This is a genomic window from Rhodococcus marinonascens NBRC 14363 (assembly GCF_001894885.1).
GTDB classification, from domain to species: domain Bacteria; phylum Actinomycetota; class Actinomycetes; order Mycobacteriales; family Mycobacteriaceae; genus Rhodococcus_F; species Rhodococcus_F marinonascens.
Map to the genome: position 1 here is coordinate 20,520 of NZ_BCXB01000026.1, position 20,986 is coordinate 41,505.

Sequence of the window (20,986 nt, forward strand, 5' to 3'; positions counted from 1 at the left end):
TCCTCCGGTTCGGCAAACTTGACGCTGGCAATCCGCGGTCCTTGCGTGCGCGTCGCACCCCTCCGCAGGGGTGCGACGCGCATAAACGAGGTGCGGATCGGGATCGCTAACCAGAAATCAGCGACCCGGGATCCATTGCAGCGCCTTCACGAAGGGCGGCATGATCTTGGCCCACGCCTTCGGCGGCAGCCCTCGCGGCCCACCGAGGTTGAGGATGCGGGTGGTCGCGATGGTTTGCGGTTCGGTGTACTTGAGGAGCCCGTCCTCGCCGTGGCGGCGCCCGACTCCGGACACCCCCATGCCGCCCATCGGAGCGCCGGTGCTACCCCAGGCCGGGGCGTATCCCTCGTCGACGTTCACGGTTCCGGCGTGGATCCGCGCGGCGATGGCCTCGCCCTCAGCCTTGGTTCCCGCCCACACGCTGGCGTTGAGGCCGTACTCGGTGTCGTTCGCCCGCTCGACCGCCTCGTCCACGTTCGCGACCGGGTAGATCGACACCAGCGGTCCGAACGTCTCGTCGCGGTAGCATTCGGCGCTCTCGGGAACGTCGGTCAACACGGTCGGCTCGTAGAACAGCGGGCCGAGGTCGGGGCGGGCCTTGCCGCCGGCGATCACGGTCGCACCCTTCACAACGGCATCGTCGACGTGACTGGACACGGCTTTGACCTGAGCCTCCGACACCAGGCTCCCCATTTCGATTCCGAATTCGTAGCCGGCACGCAGCGTCATGTTGCGGACGCGTTCGCCGAACATCCGGGTGAACTCGGGGGCGATGGACTCCTCGACGTAGATCCGCTCGATCGAGATGCACAGCTGCCCGGAGTTCGAGTAGCAGGCACGCACGGCCGCGTCGGTGACCTCCCGGAGATTCGCGCCCGCCGTGACGATCATCGGGTTTTTACCTCCGAGTTCCGCGGAGAACCCGATGAGCCGGCGGCCGGCCTGCTCGGCGAGGAGTTGGCCCGTCGCCGACGACCCGGTGAACATCAGGTAGTCGGTGTTTTCGACGAGAGCCGTTCCGACCACGGAGCCGGGGCCGGGAACCACGGCGAACAAGTCGCGGGGCAGTCCGGCCTGGTACATCAGGTCGACGCAGGCGAGGGCGCAGTAGGGGGTCTGACTGTCTGGCTTGAGGACCGCAGCGTTGCCCGCGAGGAGCGCGGCGATGGCATCCGACACGGCGAGGGTCATGGGGTAATTCCAGGGAGCGATGACACCCACGACCCCCTTCGGATGGTGCCGCACCACAGTCTTGGTGAGGCCCGGGAGCATGCCCGAAACGCGCCGCGGGCGCAGCAGTTTAGGGGCGACGCGCGCATAATGGCGGGCGGTGAGCGAGATGTCGAGGACCTCTTCCAGCGCAGCGGCGCGAGACTTGCCGGTCTCGGCCTGCGCCATGTCCAGCAGGGTGTCTCGGTTCTCGAGTACCAAGTTGCGGTAGCGATGGAAGATGGCTGAACGTTCCGTGGCCGGCCGCTTGGCCCATTCCCTCTGCGCCACCCGGGCGCGCGCGATCGCGTCCTTGGCGTCCTGGGCGGTACCGACCGGGACAGTGGCAAGTTCCTTACCCGTGAACGCCTCCACGACGGAACGCGTCGGGCGATCCGCCGCATCTGGGATGGCAATGAGGTCGGCGAGCCGCGCGAACGTAGCGGCGGTCGGAACAGGCATTTTGTACCTCTACTGGATAGTAGTTTTTTTCGGTTACACGTAATCTACCCGCTCGGTGTGCCATGTCACAGGGTGGATCGGTGACGGGCACCGCGCCAGCCGCTTGCGCTTTCGCCCGGGCGGGAACCTCCCGCCGTGTGATGATGTCCCCATGGCTAAGAGCATGTCGAATGCAGAGTGGCGGGGGTTCGTTTCCGAGGGCACTCGCACCGGCAAGTTGTCGACCGTACGCGCCGACGGCAGCCCACACGTGGCACCGGTCTGGTTCGTTCTGGACGGAGACCATCTCGTCTTCACTACGGGAAAAACGTCGGTGAAAGGCCGCAACCTGATCCGCGACACACGGGCCGCGCTGTGCGTCGACGACGAGCGGCCACCCTTCGCGTACGCGATCATTCAGGGACAGGCCGAGGTCTCGGAGGATCCTGCTGAACTGCGGCGGTGGGCCACCCGTATCGGCGGCCGATACATGGGAGAAGAGCGTGCGGAGGAGTTCGGTGAGCGCAACGGCGTGGCCGGCGAATTCCTGGTACGTCTGCAGATCGAGAAAGTGATCGCGCACAGCGCTCTCGCTGACTGATTGTGAAGTCGGCATCTACCGGACAAGGAGAACACCCGACGAGAGGGGTCGTCATGAAAATTCGGGAAGTTGCTGACCAACTGCGGATGAACAGCACTGATGCCCGCATCTACGGCGAACCCTACGAAACTGTCGATGGAGTCACGATCATCACCGTCACCAGGATTCGCGGCGCCCTCGGCTTCACCGCCACACCGCTCGGGGTATTCGTCATTCACGACGGCGCAGCCAAGTGGGAACCTGCGTTCGACGCCACCCGAATGGCGCTCTTCGGCGAGTTCATCGGACTGGCCGCGGTGGTGATCACAACGCTTGCTGTGCTCCGTCGTCCGCCGTGGCCCGATCTGTCGCGTCCTGGGTAACCGAACTCGTCGCTCATAGGACCGACGAGTGTCGGCACGTTCTATTCGTCCGACTGGTGGCCCCCGACAGGGGTCCATCGTGCTCGGCGAATCCTCGTGATGTCCTGATGCCTGCCCGTAGGCATAATTCCGGGGAGCACGAACTCCCACATGTCGTCGACTCGTTCCCCGAGGTCCGTGCGCCTCGTCAACACCTGCGAGACGGTATTGAGACCGGTGAACGCACCGATGACGAAGCGGGCGAACCTCGCGGGGTCGATGTCGCGGCGGAGGTCACCCTCCGCAACAGCCTTGGTGGCGAGCAACTCGCAACTGTCTATCCAGTCGAGATAGGGGTCAGCGGGCCCGTTCTCGTCGGCGCTGAGTTCGAGGGTGATCCGGATGCCGGCACGCACAACGGGATCATGAACGATCTGCCGGACCATCTCATGGCAGAGCATCACGATCTGCTCGATGGCCGGGGCCCGCTCGCGGCCGATCGCCTCGACGGACGCAATGGAGATGCGGTGTTGTTCACCGATTATGAAGCGCGCCAAATCCTCTTTCGAGCGGAAGTGGAAGTACAACGCACCCTTCGTAATTCCGGCGATCTCGACGATGTTGCCGAGCCTGGCTCCTTCGAACCCCGACTTCTCGAACATCGCCGCTGCCCCACGGACGATCTGCCGTCTGGTAGCCGCAGCACGCGCCTGCTGAACCACGCTCACACCTTTCCCTCGCACGAGGAACGAAAACGACTGCGAACGTGCACGACGTGCCCATCGCCCGGACGACGGTACCAGCCGGTAACTAGTAGCCGCTTCGGTGCAGCGTAGTGCACTCGGCGACCTCGTCCCGGGCGTGCTGCTACCCCCTACTTGTCGGTGGCGCCGGCGTGCGTGAGGTGGTCGTCGACGTCGCGCACCGACGTCGTACCGGCCGGCGAAGCTACAAACGACAAGCTCAGCCGAACAGCTGGTATACGAACAGGCCAGAAACGCTGAGTATCGAGCAGAACCCGACTACACCGAGAACATTTTGCCACCACCGGTTGCGGAGGGTTCCCATCAACGTCGCCCTGTTGCTCATCACCAGCAACAGGAGGCCGAGGAACGGGGCGACCAGCACAGTCAGCGCTTGAGCTCCGATGATGAGCTGGATCGGGTTCGTCTGTACTACGAGCGTGATGGCCAAGCCGACAGCGAGGATCACGGCGCTGGCCCGTTTGGCCGTGGCGCTGCTCGATGTCGGCCCCTTCCCTAGCGCGTCGGAAAGCATGATGCCACCACCGGTCGCGTTGGCAACCATCGAGGAGAACGCCGCGCCAGAGAGACCGACGGCAAAGATCGTCGATCCGATAGGTCCGGCGAGGGGTTCGAAGATTTTGGCAAGGCTGGCAAAGCTTGATACTTCGACGCCGTCGCGGCCGAGGACAGCTGCAGAGACGATCATCACGAGCGATGCCATGATGCTCGGCGCGAGGATGCCCGGAATGGTACCGACGATGGTTGCCTCGCGATACTCGGCTTCGGTGCGGTTGCGTTCGTGGGTTGTGTAGGAGGCAAAGAATGCTGCATTGAGGGAGAAGTTAGTGCCGACGATGGCGACGACGAGCAGCTGTCCACCCGGAGGAATGCTGGGAACCATACTGCCCAGCGCCTCGTACCAGTCCGGCTTGGCGATGATGGCACTGATGATGAAGGTGGCCGCCATGACAGCAACGGCCACCACCAGGACGCGCTCAACCACGCGGTAGACATTGCGGAACAACAAGATCAGTCCGACCGCGGTCGTACACACCACGCTCCACACTATCGGTGAGCCACCAAAAACCAACGACAGCCCCAGACCGGAACCCACCGCGTTGCCGACCGAGAAGCACAGGGCGATCGAAAAGACGCCGATGCCCGCAGCAACTCCGACGCCGCGGCCGAGCACGTCTTTTACCGAGCTGATGATCGACGCGGGTGTGCGAATACCCAGCCGGACACTCATGTCCGCGTAGGCGAGCGAGAAGATCGCCGAGGCCGCGAGTACCCAGATCAGCGCGTAGCCGTACTGACTGCCTGCCTGAATGGAGCTGGCGAGGGCGCCGGGCCCGAACTGCCAGGCTCCGATTACGAACGCCGGCCCGGCCATCGCCAGTGTGTGAACCCACTTCCGCTGCGACCTGGGCCGACGATCGTGCGGCTCAGGATCGCCGGCGATCACTACATCGTCCTCGAGCGAAATGGTTGACGCAAGAGATTCTTGTCTCATCGATGAGCACTCTTTCTATTGTCCGAACCTCAGTCGTGATGCGCAGACGAGGGAACTGGACGAGCGGGTCATTCGCCGCTGACGGTGTGAACTGCCGAAAGGCAACCGCGAGTCGGGGGCAGGTGCGGTGCCGGGCTTTGCGAAGGGGTTGTCGTGGGCCCGCTAAACGCGGGCCCACGACAACCCCTGTACTAGTAGCTAGCTGCGCGCGCAGCGACAGCGCTTACATCGGGAGTTGTTCAGCTTCCGTCGCCGGAAACTACAACTAGGTCGTAGGTCTTCTGGTTACGCGTAAGCGGCCACCGACTCCAGGCCCGCCGACGCGAGGGCGTTGGCGATCTCGGCGTCTGCTCCCGCAGCCAGCGGCAGAAGCGGCGAGCGAACGGTGGCGTGTTCGAGGATGCCCCGGGCAACGAGGCCTTCCTTCAGCGCCACGGTGCCCTCCATGTGCGAGCCACGGTGGTAGACGTTGCGGGTCACCGGCAGCAGGCGGTCATGGATGGCGCGGGCGGCCGCGTAATCCTTGGCCTTTCCGGCGGCGATGAGCTCGACGAGCGGCTCGGGTGCGAGTCCTCCGTATCCGACGAGGGCGCCATCGACATCGAACATCGTGTGGAGCAGGTACTCGTCGTGGCAGGTGAGGATCTGAAGGTCGGGGTTCTCCGCGCGGAGAACGGGGATTTCTGTGTCCCATCGCCGCATATTCCGCACGCCGTTCTTGGTGGCGAATACGCCCGGCTGCGCGGCGATCTCGAGTTGGGTATCGAGGTCGTAGGTGGCCTTGGTGACGTCGGGGTACTGGAACAGGATCAGCGGCAGCCCGGATTCCTCGTGGATGTGCCGGTAACGATCCTGCGGGGCGCCCTTCTGGAAGCCGAATCGCAGCCAACCGTGGGACGGGTAGACGAGCCCGGCCGCTGCTCCGGCGGCCACTGCCCGCTTGGCTTCGTCCGCTGCAACCGCGGTTCCTTCGCCGGTGATGCCCGCGATTATCGGGAGCCGGTCGCCGACAGCATCACGGAACGCCGTGATGACGTCTGCTTGCTCGTCCTGGGTGAGGAAAGTGCCCTCACCTGCATGGCCGAGGACGACGAGGCCCTTGACTCCATCCACCTGGGCCAGCCAAGACCCGAGACGATTGATCGCTTCGAAGTCGAGGGATTCGTCCCGATTGAATGGGGTGATAGGGGCCGGGACAAGTCCTCGGAGGTCGAGTGAGGTCACAATCTTCTCGCTTATGGGTAGGTGCTGCATGGGATGGGAACGTTCCCGGGAACGTTCCCATCGTGAGGTATGGTCGTAGCTGTGTCAAGGGTCACGAAGCGAACTAGCTGTGGCCGAGGTTTCTCAGCAAGGCGATATGCCGGGAGGCGAGATAGATGGGTAGGCAATGGAATCGAAGCGGAACGTGCCGCGACCAGTGATGGACAAGACCCCGCCCGTCACGTTGCGTGAGGTTGCCAGGGCGGCCGGTGTGAGCACATCAACGGTGAGCCGGATACTCGACGATCGCATCCCGCCCTCGCGGTCGGCGACAGCAGAACGCGTTCGGGCGGTCGCCGACTCGCTCGGCTACCGCCGCAACACGTTCGCCTCCAACCTGCGGCGCGGCGAGACCGCCACCATCGGCGTACTGGTACCCCGATTGAGCGATACCGTCATGGCTTTGATGTTCGAGGCGATCGGACGCGCAGCGCACCGGCTCGGCTATTTCACCGTGGTCGCGACGACCGGCGACGACCCTGCCGATGAGCAGAAGGCCGCGCAGACGCTCCTCGGCCGAAATGTCGACGGTTTGATCATCGCCTCGAGCCTGCAAGAGGATGCCCTGGCCCGGAAACTGCGTGATCAAGGCGTTCCGCACGCGCTCGTGCTCCGCACCGACGGCATCAGCCCGTCCTCGATCGGTGACGACGAGGCGGGCGGATACCTAGCCGCCCGGCACTTGATAGACCTCGGGCACACCCACATCGCGGTATTGCCCGGTCCCTTGTTCACCTCGACCGCGACCGGACGCCTCGCGGGGAGCATGAAGGCCCTGAACGAAGCAGGAGTCACGGTCAACCCGGATTGGATCATCGAATCGAGCTTCGGAATCGAAAGCGGTGAAGAAGCGGGCCGCCGGCTTTTCAGTTCATCCGTTCGCCCTACCGCCGTCTTCGCCGCCAACGACAATCTCGCGCTGGGCGTCATAGCGGCGGCACACCAACGGTCATTGTCCGTCGGTGATGACGTCGCACTGGTCGGATACAACGACATCCCTCTGGCGCATCTACTCTCGGTCCCACTGACTTCGGTACGCACGCCTTTCGACCAGATCGCGGCCGCCGCGGTTGATCTGATGCTCGCACCGACTCCGATCAACGACCCGATCCGGCGTGCCATGCCCACCCTGATCCCCCGACGATCATCGGGCTCACCAGCAGCCTGAGCCGCCCGCAACACGGCCGGACTGGCCGATGCGGACCGGGCGCAGGTCAGGAGCTGTGGGACCTGCGTTGAGAACGCCGCACGTCCGCCGTGCGGCGGGTCTCCGCCCGGCGCGCAGCCCGCGGACGAGTTGTCCGGGACTCGTCTGATTTGTGCACGTACCGCGGGGCGGGAGAGCGGCGTACCGGTGCGCGCGGTGCACCGAAGACCCGGACACTCAGATTGCGAGGACCGTTCGACAGCGAGGCGACGGCCTCGGGTTCGCGCAGGGCAGCGTGTGCGATGAGCCCGAACATCACCATCGTGGAGAGCATCGAGGTGCCGCCGGCCGAGATCAGCGGCAACTGCAACCCGGTCACCGGGAGCAGCCCGACCACGCAGGCGATGTTGATGAACGCCTGCGCGACGATCCAGGTGGTCGCGACCGCGACCAGCACCTTCAAAAATGGGTCGCGTTGGCGTCGGGAGATCCGCATCCCAACCGCCAGGACGGCGGCGAACAGACCCAGGACCGACAACGCCCCGATCAGGCCCGTCTCCTCCCCGATCACGGCGAAGATGAAGTCGTTGTACGACTGGGGTAGGTAGGACCATTTCGCGTCGGATTGACCGAGGCCGGTGCCGAAGAAACCCCCGTTCGCGAGCGCGAACTTCGCCTGGTTCGACTGGTAGTTCAGTCCCTGCGGGTCGCGACTGGGGTTCAGGAACGCCTGGATGCGGTCGGACCGATAACCGGCCGTGAACCCCAGGATCAGTGCGGCGGCCACCGCACCGGCGGCGATACCGCTGACCCAGCGAATGTTTACCCCCCCGAACCATAGGGCGGACATAAAGATGATCCCCAGGATGATCATCATCCCGAGGTCCTTCTGCAGCACCACCAGGCCCAGCATCAGCACGCTGACCGTGGCCAGGGCGGGTAGGGCGCGGTCGATCTCCACCCGGGCGGCGGTGAAGGTGGCGATCAGATGTGCTGCCCACAGTGCCAACGCGACCTTGCCGAGTTCCGACGGCTGGAACGAGAACCCGCTGAACGTGAACCACGCCCGCGACCCCATCTGCTCCTCGCCGAGGAACAGCACCAGCACCAGCAGCACACACAACAGCACCAGGCCGGGCACCGCGACCCTGCGGAGCCACTCCGTCGGGACCCGCACCACGATGACGAAGATGACGCACCCGATCAGCGCGTAGATCACCTGGGGCATGAACATCGAGTACGGCGAACCCGTATTCAGATAGGCCACCACCGACGACGAGGACAGCACCATCATCAACCCGATGGTCAGCAACACGACCGTCACACCTGTGATGACGTGGAAGTCGAAGAGCGGGCGGGCCATCCACACCCCGAACCGGGTCCGCGGCCGCCGCACCCCACCACCCGTTCCCGCCGTCTCACCCGCCGGTACCCGAGACTCGGAACCGCGCCGCCCAGGCGAGGACCGCGTCTTCACCGTGCCGGGGTCCTGTCGTGTTCGCGTTTCGCTCGGCCTCACATCGGCGATGGTCCCACGCACACGGCAGGCCACCGAGCGGGCTCGCAATGCCAGTGATCTCGGTGGCCCCATCGGCCATGTCAGTGAGTCATGATCGGCCCGAGGCAAGGGCGGCGATGGCCGACGCGAACATGGTGGACTTGATCGCACCCAAAGTGCCGGGGTCCTTTCCTGCGAGAGGGGTGATGAGGTCGACGGCGGAGTCGAGGACCTCGCCTTCCGGGGCGGTCGCATCGACCAGCCCACTGGTGTGCGCTTCGGCGCCGCCGTAACGGTGACCGGTTGTCATGGCGGTGATCGCCGTCTGCGCGGTCAGCTTGGCCTGGATCAGCGCGGCCATCCCCGGGGTGAACGGAATGTGGATGTCGACCTCGGGAAAGCAGTAGAACCCACGGTCGGAACGCATCACCCGATAGTCGTGCGCAACTCCGAACATGGCTCCCGCGCCGAAAGCGTGTCCATTGACCGCGGCCACCGTCGGCATGGGGAATGTCAGAATTCTGCTGAACAGGGCCTGCACCTTCCCGACGTACCAATCCGCGCGGTCGCCGTTGGCCATCAGCCAGTCCAGATCGAGGCCGTTGGAGTAGAACTTTCCGGTCGCCGTGGTGACGAGGGCCGAGGAGCCCTGCTCTTGCGCGTCGTCGAGGAGTCCGCCGACAGTGTCGAGCCAGTCGGGAGAGAAACGGTTCTCGTCGTCGCCGAGATCAAGGACGGCGATCTTGTCCCGGGAGGTGAGGGTGGCAGTCATCAGGGGCCTTTCGTGTTGCTGTTGTGACGTTTCCCCGGAGGTGGGGGGTCGAGGGTGAGGACGGCACGCACCGCCGCCTCCAGGCGTCGGCGCATGGCGACGTCCGGATCCCGCCGGCTGTGCAGGAGGAGACCGGTGGGGAGTCCGACGATGCACGCTTCGATCACTTCGACTGCGCGACCGTCCGTGCGCCCCCACAAAGCCAGCGCCAACCGGGTGAACAGTTCGACGAGGACGGAATCGAGGCGCGACAACTCGTCGGCGATCTCCTCTGGGACGTCCGCTCCGAGTAGTTCGTCGCGTCGCACAGTGAGAAGAAGACGTGACGACTGCGGGAAGCGCTCGGCGAAGGTTGCGGGGCTGTCGGCGGCCGCGACGACAGCATCCGCCGCCGCGGTCCGATCTTCCACGGGACGACGCCCCAGCGCCCGGTCGACCGACTCCTGTTGCAGACCGAGAAATCGGTGCGCAGCCCGCAACCAGGCGCGCCCGACCAGCCCGCCCCGGGAGCCGAATGCGTGATAGATGGCGCCGTTGGACATCGCGGTGGCCCCGGCGACCGCGCGCAGCGTCACCGCGCTCGGTCCGCCCTCCACGGCCAGCCGTTCGGCGGCGTCGAGGACACCGTCGAGATCATGGACGCGAGGCCTGGGCATGCGGCGAACGATAGCAGATCAACCGTTCTATTACTCATCGGTAATATTGTTGTCGGCCGCGAACACCGATATCGGTGTTGATGCGCCTTGTGCCGTGGACGATCTCGTCGAGGTCACCGGAGAGCTTCTCGAGCCGGTTCCCGAATGGGGTCGTCATATCGTTGACGTCGGCTACAGCGCCCCGGACGAGTAGTTCTCGGAACGCAACGCGTTAGGATCGCGCGAGTATGCCTCACCGAAGGTCACGCGGTGAAGCACTCGCGCCCACGAGTCACTGAACTCGGGGCAGTCCTATTGAAGCGCGGGCGATACGAGGCGGACCCCATGAACGACAACCCCACGCTTGTGGCGTCGAAAACAACAACCTCACCGCCCCCATCGATGAAGCGCGTCGCCTTCGCGAGCTACGTCGGTACCGCTATCGAGTTCTACGATTTCTACATCTACGGCACTGCCGCCGCATTGGTGTTTCCCGCGGTGTTCTTCCCGAACCTGTCACCGACGCTGGCGACCATCGCATCCTTCGCCACCTTCGCTGCGGCCTTCTTCTCGCGGCCGCTCGGAGCAGCGATCTTCGGCCACTTCGGCGACCGGCTCGGCCGGAAGAAAACTCTCGTCGCCACATTGCTGATCATGGGGTTGTCGACGGTGGCGGTGGGATTGGTTCCCAGTACCGCAGCAATCGGCGTCGCCGCTCCGATCCTGCTGCTGACCCTGCGCCTACTGCAGGGATTGGCCGCAGGCGGCGAATGGGCGGGGGCGGCGCTACTCAGCGCCGAGTACGCCCCTCCTGCCAAGCGGGGAATGTATGGAATGTTCACCCAGCTCGGAGTGGGATCCGGGCTCGTGCTGAGCAATCTGATGTTCCTCTCGGCCAACGTGACAATCGGTGAGGAGAGTTCGGAGTTCATGGCCTGGGGCTGGCGGCTACCGTTTCTGTTCAGCGCCGTCCTGATCATCGTCGCGCTGTATGTCCGGTTGAGCATCGAAGAGACCCCGGTCTTCCGTAAGGAAAAGAAGGACCACTCCGTTGCTCAGGTCCCGTTGGCTGACCTCCTCCGTCAGCAGCCGAAGCAGACTCTGCTCGGAGCGGGATCCATGACGGGTGTATTCACGTTCAGTTTTATGGGCGGCACCTACCTGACCGGCTACGCCAGCACCGAACTCGGGCATTCTCGTAACCTGATCCTGGCTGTCGGCATCCTCGGCGGACTGTTCATGATTCTCTTCACCGCCATCTCGGCGGGCATGTGCGACAAGTACGGTCGCAGGAGGATCATGCTGGCCGGTTTCGTCCTCGGAGTTCCCTGGTCCTTCGCCGTTCTCCCGCTCCTCGACACCGGTTCGCCGATCCTTTTCGCCATCGGCATCGCCGGCACCTTCGGGATCCTCGGCATCTCCTACGGACCGATGGCGTCGTTCATCCCTGAGCTGTTCGAGACCCGCTTCCGCTTTTCCGGTGCCGGACTGGCGTTCAACCTCGGCGGCATCGTCGGGGGGGCGGTACCTCCCCTTGTCGCAGGTGCTCTCCTCGCCGCATTCGGTAGCGGTGCTATCGGACTCATGCTGGCGCTCCTGATATTGGTCAGCCTTGCCAGTACGTACGCGCTCCCCGAGACAAGGGGCGCAGTTCTCTAGATGCTCGGGGCACGCGCGGTCGACGCAGAGCAAGCAGAAACGGGCGGGCGCATACTTCCGGGTGGACAGCACCTTGCGATCGGGGAACGCGTCGGCGGCGCGTTCGACCAGCGCGACGCAGGCGCTGCCAGCGAACCGACCCCGGTAGATGATGCCGTCGAGGTCATCGTGGGCGCGGTGGATGGTCCGCACCGCGCCGAGTGGGTTAGGACAAGCGCACCAACCAAGAGCCGCCGCACCGGTGGCTCGCCACGCAGGCCCGGGTCGCCCTCTCTGAAGAAGCAAGTCTTCACCTGTGAGTGCGGTCTGCGTCTGGATCGCGACCGGGGCGCCGCCCGCAACCTCGAGGCCCTGATCGAGGCGTCTTCCCCGAGTTGCGGGGCGACGGTAACGAGCCCGATGGAACCCCACGGAAGGCCAATGCTGTGCGGGCGGTGGGGATCACCATGCCTGAGTAATCTCCCCACCCGATCCGACACACTGACACCGAACCGCCAATCGACTGGAGAACCATGCCACCCAAAATGATCGCCCCTAAGGTCCTGAACTGGGCTTCCATCATCGACGACGCCACGGTCGACCAGGCCAGGGCGCTTGCCCGGCTGCCGTTCATCCACCAGCACGTCGCCCTCATGCCCGACGCCCACCTGGGTAAGGGCTCGAGCGTGGGCACCGTCATTCCCACGAGGGGTGCGGTCATCCCGGCCGCGGTCGGGGCCGACATCGGCTGCGGCTGCTCGGTCATCCGGACCAACGTGCACAAGGAGGACGTGGACACGAACCTGGCGTCCGGCCGCACGCTGGCCGAGCTGCGCGAGGCGGTCGAGGACGCGATCCCCATGTCCGCGGGCAACTACAACACCCGCTTCGGCCGGTACGAGTTCACCGCCAAGCGGATCGCCGCCCTCGAGACGATGGCCGCCGACAACGACGTCGACCTGTCGCACTCGCCGGGGTGGCGCGAGCAGCTGGGCACGCTCGGCGGCGGGAACCACTTCACGGAGGCGTGCTTCTGCAAGGACGATCAGGTCTGGCTCACGCTGCACTCCGGCAGTCGAGGGGTGGGGAACAAGATCGCGCAGCAGCACATCAAGATCGCGCAGCAGCTGTGTGAGAAGTGGTTCGTCCCGCTCGCAGACAGGGATCACGCCTACCTGCCCGAGTACACCGACCAGTTCTGGCGCTACATCAAGGATCTGCGCTGGGCCCAGGCGTTCGCGCTGGCCAACCGGGGCGAGATGCTCGACCGGTTCCGGCTGGTCTTCGCCGAGTGGATGGGCCTGGACCCCGACAAGATCGAGTCCGACCGGATCGAGAGCCACCACAACTACACCGAGCAGACAACCATCGGCGGCAAGACCTTGTGGCTCACCCGCAAGGGGGCCGTGGACGCCTCACCGGGCAAGCGCGGAATCATCCCCGGCTCGATGGGGACGCGATCCTATATCACCGAGGGAAAGGGTAACGCCGCGTCGTTCCACTCGGCCCCGCACGGGGCAGGACGGATGTTCTCCCGCACCGAGGCGCGCAAGCGCTTCACGCTCGAGGACCTCGAGCGGTCGATGACGGGCATCGAGTACCGCCACGGCAAGGAGTGGATCGATGAGATCTCTGCGGCCTACAAGGCGATCGACGTGGTAATGGAGGACGCATCCGACCTGGTCACGGTCCTGCACGAGCTGCGCCAGTTTCTGAATGTTAAGGGAGAGTAGAGGATTGAAGGTCGACACGAACGATAGCAGATCGTACGTTCTATTACTCATTGGTAGCAAACGCCCGATGCTCGTCGAGCACCCGTATTCGAGGTGTTCACTACCCTCGAACTGCTAGTTTCCCTACCGTGAGCGCCGAAGAAGTCACCTTCGAGTTCGTCCGCACAACCCGCGAGCATTTGCCTCAGCTTCAACGATGGTTCCACGAACCACACGTGGCGCGGTTCTGGAACCAAAGCGCCGCGGACGCGGACATCGAACGCGATTTCGGCGGCAGCATCGACGGCACCGAGCCCAGCGAGGACTTTCTCGTCCTGCGGGGCGGCTCGCCGTTCGGATTCATCCAGCGGTAGCGGATCGCCGACTATTCCGAGGACCTCGGACTCCTCACGGCCCTCACCGAGATCCCACCGGGAAGCATCTCGATCGACTACTTCGTAGGCGACCCGCGACACACCGGTCAGGGTCTGGGCACCGCGGTGATCAGTGCCTTCGCCATCAAGTGCCGCGTCGACCTACCTGAAACCACCGCGATCATCGTCCCTGCCGTCGTCCCCAACCGGGCGTCGTGGCGCGCGCTTGAAAAGGCCGGCTTCCACCGAGTCGGCGAGGGGTTCCTTTCGCCGGACAATCCGATCGACGGCGGCGCCCACTATGTCAACAGGTTCGATCTCCACTCTGAATGAGTGCTCGCGACGGTCGCCAAGCAGTGCAACTGAGGATAGTGAACTGAGGGCCGTGGCATCGACAGCCGGCGCGCGAAGTCCGGCATGCAGACGACCGTCGAGGGAAGCAGAACCGGACTTCCAAGGCCGCGTGGCGAAATCGCTCCGCCGGAGGGCCCGCTTCCTGGAATCGACGCATGACAGCACAGCGCGCGTCGGAAGAGGTTGTGGACTGGTCCAGGATTGAGACCGGGCCCTATCGGTAGCCGTATTGTTCGTGGATCGGGTGGCGCAGTCACCGGGCCGCGAAGCGTTCCGGTACGTCGACCCCCGGGACCCTCTGAAGTGTCGACGCAGATTGTTCTCTGCAGGGGATCAGCTCGGCAGGCTCACCAAGAAACATTCTCGTGTTAGATGCAGATTCGGCAACGCCGAGCAAGGAGTACGTCTCTTTCGGTTATTATGATGCTGTGCAAGATGATTGGGATGTAGTCGCCGAAGTCTGCCAGCTTGGCTTTCTCGCACCGAGTCTTTCGACGATCCCTCCGCGCCTACTCACGTCGTCGTAGTAGTTCCTGACCTCAGGAGCAATGACTTGTATGGTTCGGATCCCGGAACCAGGTCGACTGTGCGAAGAGGAGTGGCTGCCAGAAGCCGGCAGATCTAGGCAATGTCCGACTGCCCGTCCACAAGCCGGAGACACCGCCACCCTTATTGTCAGGATGGCGGTGTCATCCGATTCCACGGTGCCGGTGTCAGCTGAAGGTGCTGCCGGCGCCTGAACCGCTGCCGGTCAACGAACCGAAGTCGATGCACAGCGACCCGAGGCACGTGTCGATGGCGATCACCGACACCGTATTGCCATCGATGTTGGTGACGTAGGCGCGCTTCCCGTTCGGGGTGATCGCCACCCCACGCGGACCGTTCCCGACCGGGACGGTCTCGATGACGGTGTTGGTGGCGGTCTCGATCACCGCCACCGAACCATCGTCACCGTTGGTGACGTAGGCGCGTTTCCCGTTCGGGGTGATCGCCACCCCACGCGGACCGTCCCCGACCGGGACGGTCTCGACCACGGTGTTGGTGGCGGTCTCGATCACCGCCACCGAATCGTCACTAGCGTTGGTGACGTAGGCGCGGGATCCGTCCGGGGTGATCGCCACCCCACGCGGTCTGTTCCCGACCGCGACGGTCGTGATCTCGGTGTTGGTGGCGGTGTCGATCACCGACACCGAATTATCAAGTCGGTTGGTGACGTAGGCGAAGGACCCGTCCGGGGTGACCGCCACCTCACGCGGCCTGTTCCCGACCGCGACGGTCGTGATCTCGGTGTTGGTGGCGGTGTCGATCACCGACACCGAATTATCAAGTCGGTTGGTGACGTAGGCGAAGGACCCGTCCGGGGTGACCGCCACCCAGTGCGGGAAATTCCCGACCAGGACCGTCGTGATCTCGGTGTTGCTGCCGGTGTCGATCACCGACACCGAATCGTCAAAACCGTTCGCGACGTAGGCGCGGGATCCGTCCGGGGTGATCGCCACCCCGAACGGCCTGTTCCCGACCGGGATGGGTGCGCCCACGACGGTGTTGGTGCCGGTGTCGATCACCGACACCGAATCGCCACCTCTGTTGGTGACGTAGGCGCGGGACCCGTCCGGTGTGACCGCCACCCCGACCGGGAAGCCCCCCACGGGGACGGTGTCGATGACCGTATCCGCTGCCGCGGCCGCCGCCCCCAGTCCGGCCATACCAACCGCCATCGCGAAAACAGCTGTCAACCCGAGCACCAGACGCTGGGCGCGACCCCCGCCCGTGGCGTACCGGCGAAAACTCCTGTGGTTATTCACATTTTTCTCCTACCTCAGAGAAGAGCAACGGATCAACCGTGCAGTCACGATGGCCGACGTCCGAATCCCGAACACCAGCCCAGGAGAGACTAACAACCGAAATCCCGATTTCGGCCCAGGACTCGCCGAAGCACTCACGGCCACAAGACCATACGATGCACGACCGAGCACGCGAACCGCCGTACAGTGCCCCCCATACGGTGAGGCGGCGTGCTACCTCTCCAGTGCGGGTGTCAGCTGAAGGCGCTGCCTGGGCCCGAACCGCTGCCGGTCAACGAACCGAAATCGAAGCACAGAGATCCGGTGCACCGGTCGATGGCGATCGCCGACACCGTATCGTCGTCAAAGTTGGCGACGTAGGCGTGCGACCCGTCCGGGGTGACCGCCACCGCGAACGGACCGTTCCCGACAGGAACAGTCGTGGCCACGGTCTTCCCGGCGGTGTCGATCACCGACACCGAACCGCCGCCAAAGTTGGTGACGTAGGCGCGGGACCCGTCCGGCGTGATCGCCACCCCGGTCGGATAGTTGCCGACCGGAACGGTCGTGGCCACGGTGTTCCCGGTCGTCTCGATCACCGACACCGAACGGCCGACACCGTTGGCGACATAGGCGCGGGACCCGTCCCGGGTGACCGCCACCCCGCGCGGGCTCTCCCCGACCGGAATGGTCGTGGCCACGGTGTTCCCGGTCGTCTCGATCACCGACACCGAATTGTCACGAGAGTTGGTGACGTAGGCGCGGGACCCGTCCGGGGTGACCGCCACCCCACGCGGGCCGTCCCCGACCGGAACGGTCGTGGCCACGGTGTTCCCGGTCGTCTCGATCACCGACACGGAACCGCCGTCAAAGTTGGTGACGTAGGCGCGGGACCCGTCCGGTGTGACCGCCACCCCGACCGGGAAGCCCCCGACCGGAACGGTCGTGGCCACGGTGTTCCCGGTCGTCTCGATCACCGACACCGAATCGCCAAGAGCGTTGGTGACGTAGGCGTGGGACCCGTCCGGGGTGACCGCCACCCAGGATGGGCTGTCTCCGACCGGAACGGTAGCGATGACGGAATCTGCCGCCGCGGCCGCCGCCCCCATTCCGGCCATGCCGAGCACCATCGTGAAAGCGGCTGTCATCCTCAGCATGACACGTTGGCTGCGCGCGCCGACCCTGGGACAACTGCGAAAACTACTGCGGCGATTCACATTTTTCTCCTGCCTCAGAGGAACAAAACGGATCAACCTTTCAGTGGGAAAACCGGCGCCCCGGATCCGACCACCAGCCGATCGGAGGTTAACAGCAAGATTCTGATCGCGACTCCAGATCCGCCGAACTCCTCACGGCCAGAATGCCACTCGTATCCCGTGCCGAGTCGTTCTGGACCGGGAACGGAGCGCAGCGCAGGTGCGGTGCTCGGTCGGCGACGAGAGTAGGGGTGGGTCGGCGAGGGGTTCCTTCCGCCGGACAATCCGATCGACGACGGCGCTCACTACCTCAACAGGCTCGATCTCCGCTCTGAATGAGTGCTCACGATGGTCGCCGAGCACTACAACAGGGGACCCGTGCGCTGGCCACCGCGACCCGAAGTCAAGCAATCAGACGGCCGTCGCGGAGAACACCACCGGACTTTCGAGGCCGCCTTGCGAAACCGCTCCGCCGGGCGGCGCCGCTTCCTAAGATCGACGCATGACAGCACAGCGCGCGTCGGAAGAGGTTGTGGACTGGTCCAGGATCGAGAACCGGGCCCCGTCGGTAGCCGCATTGTTCGTGGATCGGGTGGCGCAGTCACCGGGCCGTGAAGCGTTCCGCTACGTCGACCCCCGGAACCCGAGCCGGTGGAACAGCATCACGTGGTCCGAGACAGGCGAACGGGTGCTCAACCTCGCCGCCGGACTCATCGGACTCGGCGTGCAGGCCGAGCAACGGGTGGCGCTGGCTTCGTCCACCCGGTACGAATGGGCACTGGCTGATCTGGCGGTGATGTGCGCCGGCGCGGCCACCACTACGGTGTATCCGACCACCAAGGCCGACGACGTCGCCTACATCGTCGCCAACTCCGGCAGCCGCATCGTCTTCGCGGAGGATCCGACTCAACTGGCCAAGCTGCGGGAGCGGCGAGATGAACTCGGCCATGTCGAGAAGGTCGTGCTAATTGACGGCAGCCCCGGCGCCAACGACGACGGCTGGGTCATCGCCTTCGAGCAATTGCACGACCTCGGTGCCGAACTACTCGCCCGGACACCCGAAGCCGTGCACCAGCGGATCGAGGCGATCAAGCCGGACGACCTGGCCACCCTGATCTACACCTCGGGGACCACGGGCAGACCGAAAGGAGTGCGCCTGTCGCACTCCGCGTGGACGTACGAGGTCGCGGCGGTCGACTCCACCGGCATTCTCGACGCCGACGACCTTCAATACCTCTGGCTCCCTTTGTCCCACGTGTTCGGAAAGCTCTTGCTCACCCTCCCCCTGCAGATCGGTTTCGCGACCGCGATCGACGGCCGCGTCGACAAGATCGTCGAGAATCTCGCTGTGGTGCGACCCACGTTCATGGGCGCGGCTCCCCGGATCTTCGAGAAGGCCTACGCGCGCATCATCTCGACGGTGCGTGAGGAGGGTGGACTGAAGGAGAAGATCTTCGACTGGGCGATCGGTGTCGGACTCGCGGTGTCGAGGGCGAAACAGGCGGGCAAGAAGCCGTCCACCCTGGATTCGATCCAGCACGCCGTGGCCGACCGACTGGTGTACAGCACCATCCGAGATCGCTTCGGCGGGCGCCTGAAGTTCTTCATCTCCGGTTCGGCGGCACTCAATCGTGATGTCGCGCAATGGTTCGACGCTGTCGGCATCGTCGTCCTGGAGGGCTACGGACTGTCCGAGACCAGTGCCGCGACGTTCGTCAACCGCCCGTCCGCGTACCAGTTCGGCACTGTCGGCTGGCCCGTCCCCGGCACCGAGCTCCAGATCGCCGACGACGGCGAGGTCCTCATCAAGGGTCCGGGCGTCATGGGTGGGTATCACGAGAATCCTGAAGCCACGGCCGAGGCGCTCACCGAGGACGGCTGGTTCCACACCGGCGACATCGGGAAGGTCGACGACAAAGGCTACCTACGAATCACCGATCGCAAGAAGGACATGTTCAAGACGTCCAACGGCAAGTACGTCGCGCCGTCCGCGGTCGCGGCCACATTCAAGGGCATCTGCCCGTACGTCGGCGAGATCATCGTCGACGGCGAAGGGAAGTCGTACTGCGTAGCCCTGATCTCCCTCGACGCCGAATCCATCGGCGAATGGGCGAAACAGCACCAGATGGGCGACAAGTCGCTCGCCGAAATCGCCGACGCTCAGCAGACCCGTAACTTGATCGGCGGCTACGTCGAGGAACTCAATGCCAACCTGAACCGGTGGGAGCAGATCAAGAAGTTCCACATCCTCGAACGGGAACTGACCATCGAGAACGGCGAGATCACACCGAGCATGAAACTCAAACGCAAGGTCGTGATGACAAATTTCTCCGACGCACTCGCGGATCTCTACATCTGATTTGACCCTCACGCGAGGTAAGGCTGCACGCTAGAGAATGTGAGCGAGAAACACACGGTAGGCGTCGTTGCCAGGCTGGTCGGAGTGAGCGTGCGCACTCTGCACCACTACGACGAGATCGGTCTGGTGACGCCGTCCGGCCGCAGACCCAGTGGGTACCGCAGTTATTCGGATGCAGACGTGGAACGGCTGCACCGAGTGTTGATGTACCGGGAGTTGGGTTTCCCTCTCGAGGAGATCACAGCCCTCCTCGACGACCCCGACGTGGATGCACTCGCGCATCTGCGGCGACAGCACGCGTTGCTGGGTGAACGCATCGATCGCTTACACCAGATGGCTGCAGCCGTGGAGAAGATGATGGAGGCAAAAAGCATGGACATTGCGCTCACCCCCGAAGAGCAGCACGAGATCTTCGGCGACAACTGGCGCAGCGAGGAGTACGCAGCCGAGGCCGAGGAGCGCTGGGGCGACAGCACCGCCTGGAAGCAGTCACAGCAGCGCACCGCGAAGCTGAAGAAGCAGGACTGGCAGCGAATCAAGGCCGAGACAGACGCACTCGAGGCGAGGCTTGCGCAAGCAATGGGTGAGGGCGCCGAACCTGGGTCCGATCGGGCGAACGCGCTCGCTGAGGAACATCGCGCCTGGGTCTCGAAGTTCTACGACTGTGACCACGCGATGCAGGTGAACGTCGCCGAGATGTACGTCGCCGACGACCGCTTTCGAAGGCACTACGACGAGGTTGCCCAGGGGCTCGCCCAGTACGTGCGGGACGTCATCGTCGCCAACGCGAAGCAGCAATAACCCGTTCGCCGGGTCAGTACGGATGCCGGTCGGACTTCGCCAGCCACACGTCGTAGACCTCGGCTCCGAGGTCCGGCCGGAATTGCTCGATCTTGATGCGGCGCTCTTCGAACGGCCGGTTGAAGTCTTCGTACTGGAACGCGTCGTCGAACCCGATCGCGCTGGTGGCCTCGAGATCGCTGGAGAAATGTACCGCCTCGAGCCTCGCCCAGTAGATGGCGCTCATACACATCGGGCAAGGTGCGCCGCTGATGTAGATTTCCATGCCCATCAACATCTTCGCGCGCTCCGGGACCTTGTCTGCCGATCCCTCCGGGCGCGGAACCAACTCGAGCGTCGAATCGCGGCGACGGTTCTTCGCAATCGACGGCGCCTCCGAATTCAACACCTGCACCGCTTTTCGGATCGTTTCGATCTCCGCATGTGCGGTGATGTCGCCGGTCAGCAGGACGCGGTTCTGGCCACGCGCCACGATTTCGCCGCCCCTCGCGATCACCGCGCCGAACGGCCCGCCCCAATCGTTCCTGACCGATTCCTCGGCCAGTCGGCATGCCTCTGCCATGAGTTCATCCCGTGTCACAATTCGTCCCGATCTGCATCGC

17 protein-coding genes and 1 pseudogene are annotated in these 20,986 nt (G+C 64.5%); 8 read left to right on the top strand and 10 right to left on the bottom strand.

What is annotated here, in order from left to right; translation table 11 throughout:
- Positions 1 to 117 precede the first annotated feature (117 nt).
- Positions 118 to 1,671, bottom strand: a complete 1,554-nt coding sequence (locus tag RM2_RS17500) for a succinic semialdehyde dehydrogenase (RefSeq protein ID WP_072690821.1) — start codon at positions 1,669 to 1,671, stop codon at positions 118 to 120.
- A 151-nt stretch (positions 1,672 to 1,822) separates the two neighbouring features.
- On the opposite strand from RM2_RS17500, the gene RM2_RS17505 reads away from it, so the two are divergent.
- Complete coding sequence (locus tag RM2_RS17505) at positions 1,823 to 2,251, top strand: PPOX class F420-dependent oxidoreductase (protein WP_072690822.1); 429 nt, start codon at positions 1,823 to 1,825, stop codon at positions 2,249 to 2,251.
- A 53-nt stretch (positions 2,252 to 2,304) separates the two neighbouring features.
- Positions 2,305 to 2,613: a hypothetical protein gene (locus RM2_RS17510; RefSeq protein ID WP_072690823.1), complete on the top strand. Its 309-nt coding sequence runs from the start codon at positions 2,305 to 2,307 to the stop codon at positions 2,611 to 2,613.
- Positions 2,614 to 2,654: 41 nt separating this feature from the next.
- Here the strand turns inward: RM2_RS17510 and RM2_RS17515 are convergent, their stop codons facing one another.
- The 3 genes from RM2_RS17515 to RM2_RS17525 all read right to left on the bottom strand — a co-directional run bounded on the left by RM2_RS17515 (position 2,655) and on the right by RM2_RS17525 (position 6,075).
- On the bottom strand, positions 2,655 to 3,314 hold the full coding sequence (locus RM2_RS17515; RefSeq protein ID WP_072690824.1) for a ScbR family autoregulator-binding transcription factor: 660 nt from the start codon (positions 3,312 to 3,314) through the stop codon (positions 2,655 to 2,657).
- A 241-nt stretch (positions 3,315 to 3,555) separates the two neighbouring features.
- A complete protein-coding gene (locus tag RM2_RS17520; protein ID WP_072690849.1) occupies positions 3,556 to 4,731 on the bottom strand; it encodes an Nramp family divalent metal transporter in 1,176 nt (391 codons plus the stop codon).
- A 405-nt stretch (positions 4,732 to 5,136) separates the two neighbouring features.
- Positions 5,137 to 6,075 (bottom strand): dihydrodipicolinate synthase family protein, encoded by a 939-nt coding sequence (locus RM2_RS17525; RefSeq protein ID WP_072690850.1) that lies wholly within the window; start codon positions 6,073 to 6,075, stop codon positions 5,137 to 5,139.
- Positions 6,076 to 6,274: 199 nt separating this feature from the next.
- Between RM2_RS17525 and RM2_RS17530 the strand changes: the two genes are divergently transcribed.
- Positions 6,275 to 7,282 carry a LacI family DNA-binding transcriptional regulator gene (locus RM2_RS17530; RefSeq protein ID WP_174553873.1) on the top strand — a complete coding sequence of 336 codons (1,008 nt, stop codon included), beginning with the start codon at positions 6,275 to 6,277 and terminating at the stop codon, positions 7,280 to 7,282.
- Positions 7,283 to 7,328: 46 nt separating this feature from the next.
- On the opposite strand, the gene ftsW is transcribed toward RM2_RS17530, so the two are convergent.
- The 3 genes from ftsW to RM2_RS17545 all read right to left on the bottom strand — a co-directional run bounded on the left by ftsW (position 7,329) and on the right by RM2_RS17545 (position 10,187).
- Positions 7,329 to 8,738 (bottom strand): putative lipid II flippase FtsW, encoded by a 1,410-nt coding sequence (gene ftsW / locus RM2_RS17535; RefSeq protein ID WP_072690826.1) that lies wholly within the window; start codon positions 8,736 to 8,738, stop codon positions 7,329 to 7,331.
- A gap of 130 nt (positions 8,739 to 8,868) precedes the next feature.
- Positions 8,869 to 9,531, bottom strand: coding sequence for an enoyl-CoA hydratase-related protein (locus tag RM2_RS17540; RefSeq protein WP_072690827.1), 663 nt, complete (start codon positions 9,529 to 9,531; stop codon positions 8,869 to 8,871).
- A complete protein-coding gene (locus RM2_RS17545; RefSeq protein ID WP_072690828.1) occupies positions 9,531 to 10,187 on the bottom strand; it encodes a TetR family transcriptional regulator in 657 nt (218 codons plus the stop codon). The genes RM2_RS17540 and RM2_RS17545 overlap by 1 nt, the downstream gene beginning before the upstream one ends.
- Before the next feature lie 381 nt (positions 10,188 to 10,568).
- On the opposite strand from RM2_RS17545, the gene RM2_RS17555 reads away from it, so the two are divergent.
- The 3 genes and pseudogenes from RM2_RS17555 (at position 10,569) to RM2_RS17565 (ending at position 14,223) form a co-directional block, all read left to right on the top strand.
- Positions 10,569 to 11,825: an MFS transporter gene (locus tag RM2_RS17555; protein WP_174553874.1), complete on the top strand. Its 1,257-nt coding sequence runs from the start codon at positions 10,569 to 10,571 to the stop codon at positions 11,823 to 11,825.
- 524 nt (positions 11,826 to 12,349) lie between these two features.
- Positions 12,350 to 13,537: an RtcB family protein gene (locus tag RM2_RS17560; RefSeq protein ID WP_245814024.1), complete on the top strand. Its 1,188-nt coding sequence runs from the start codon at positions 12,350 to 12,352 to the stop codon at positions 13,535 to 13,537.
- Between the two features lie 128 nt (positions 13,538 to 13,665).
- Positions 13,666 to 14,223: pseudogene (locus RM2_RS17565) on the top strand (GNAT family N-acetyltransferase).
- Between the two features lie 734 nt (positions 14,224 to 14,957).
- Here RM2_RS17565 and RM2_RS17570 read toward each other — a convergent pair.
- Positions 14,958 to 16,049, bottom strand: a complete 1,092-nt coding sequence (locus RM2_RS17570) for a beta-propeller fold lactonase family protein (RefSeq protein ID WP_245814025.1) — start codon at positions 16,047 to 16,049, stop codon at positions 14,958 to 14,960.
- Positions 16,050 to 16,282: 233 nt separating this feature from the next.
- Complete coding sequence (locus RM2_RS17575; protein ID WP_218017240.1) at positions 16,283 to 17,176, bottom strand: beta-propeller fold lactonase family protein; 894 nt, start codon at positions 17,174 to 17,176, stop codon at positions 16,283 to 16,285.
- 550 nt (positions 17,177 to 17,726) lie between these two features.
- Between RM2_RS17575 and RM2_RS17580 the strand changes: the two genes are divergently transcribed.
- Positions 17,727 to 19,583 carry an AMP-dependent synthetase/ligase gene (locus tag RM2_RS17580; RefSeq protein ID WP_072690833.1) on the top strand — a complete coding sequence of 619 codons (1,857 nt, stop codon included), beginning with the start codon at positions 17,727 to 17,729 and terminating at the stop codon, positions 19,581 to 19,583.
- Positions 19,584 to 19,622: 39 nt separating this feature from the next.
- Positions 19,623 to 20,384 (top strand): MerR family transcriptional regulator, encoded by a 762-nt coding sequence (locus tag RM2_RS17585; protein ID WP_072690834.1) that lies wholly within the window; start codon positions 19,623 to 19,625, stop codon positions 20,382 to 20,384.
- A 13-nt stretch (positions 20,385 to 20,397) separates the two neighbouring features.
- Here the strand turns inward: RM2_RS17585 and RM2_RS17590 are convergent, their stop codons facing one another.
- On the bottom strand, positions 20,398 to 20,946 hold the full coding sequence (locus RM2_RS17590) for a nucleoside deaminase (protein ID WP_245814026.1): 549 nt from the start codon (positions 20,944 to 20,946) through the stop codon (positions 20,398 to 20,400).
- Positions 20,947 to 20,986: the final 40 nt, after the last annotated feature.

Bases quoted from the DNA above. Each gene is read 5' to 3' on its own strand.
- RM2_RS17555 (WP_174553874.1), top strand. From the start codon at position 10,569: ATGAAGCGCGTCGCCTTCGCGAGCTACGTCGGTACCGCTATCGAGTTC.
- RM2_RS17575 (WP_218017240.1), bottom strand. From the start codon at position 17,176: ATGACAGCCGCTTTCACGATGGTGCTCGGCATGGCCGGAATGGGGGCG.
- RM2_RS17590 (WP_245814026.1), bottom strand. From the start codon at position 20,946: ATGGCAGAGGCATGCCGACTGGCCGAGGAATCGGTCAGGAACGATTGG.
- RM2_RS17545 (WP_072690828.1), bottom strand. From the start codon at position 10,187: ATGCCCAGGCCTCGCGTCCATGATCTCGACGGTGTCCTCGACGCCGCC.
- RM2_RS17520 (WP_072690849.1), bottom strand. From the start codon at position 4,731: ATGGCCGGGCCGGCGTTCGTAATCGGAGCCTGGCAGTTCGGGCCCGGC.
- RM2_RS17510 (WP_072690823.1), top strand. From the start codon at position 2,305: ATGAAAATTCGGGAAGTTGCTGACCAACTGCGGATGAACAGCACTGAT.
- RM2_RS17580 (WP_072690833.1), top strand. From the start codon at position 17,727: ATGACAGCACAGCGCGCGTCGGAAGAGGTTGTGGACTGGTCCAGGATC.
- RM2_RS17540 (WP_072690827.1), bottom strand. From the start codon at position 9,531: ATGACTGCCACCCTCACCTCCCGGGACAAGATCGCCGTCCTTGATCTC.
- RM2_RS17500 (WP_072690821.1), bottom strand. From the start codon at position 1,671: ATGCCTGTTCCGACCGCCGCTACGTTCGCGCGGCTCGCCGACCTCATT.
- RM2_RS17505 (WP_072690822.1), top strand. From the start codon at position 1,823: ATGGCTAAGAGCATGTCGAATGCAGAGTGGCGGGGGTTCGTTTCCGAG.
- RM2_RS17530 (WP_174553873.1), top strand. From the start codon at position 6,275: ATGGACAAGACCCCGCCCGTCACGTTGCGTGAGGTTGCCAGGGCGGCC.
- RM2_RS17560 (WP_245814024.1), top strand. From the start codon at position 12,350: ATGATCGCCCCTAAGGTCCTGAACTGGGCTTCCATCATCGACGACGCC.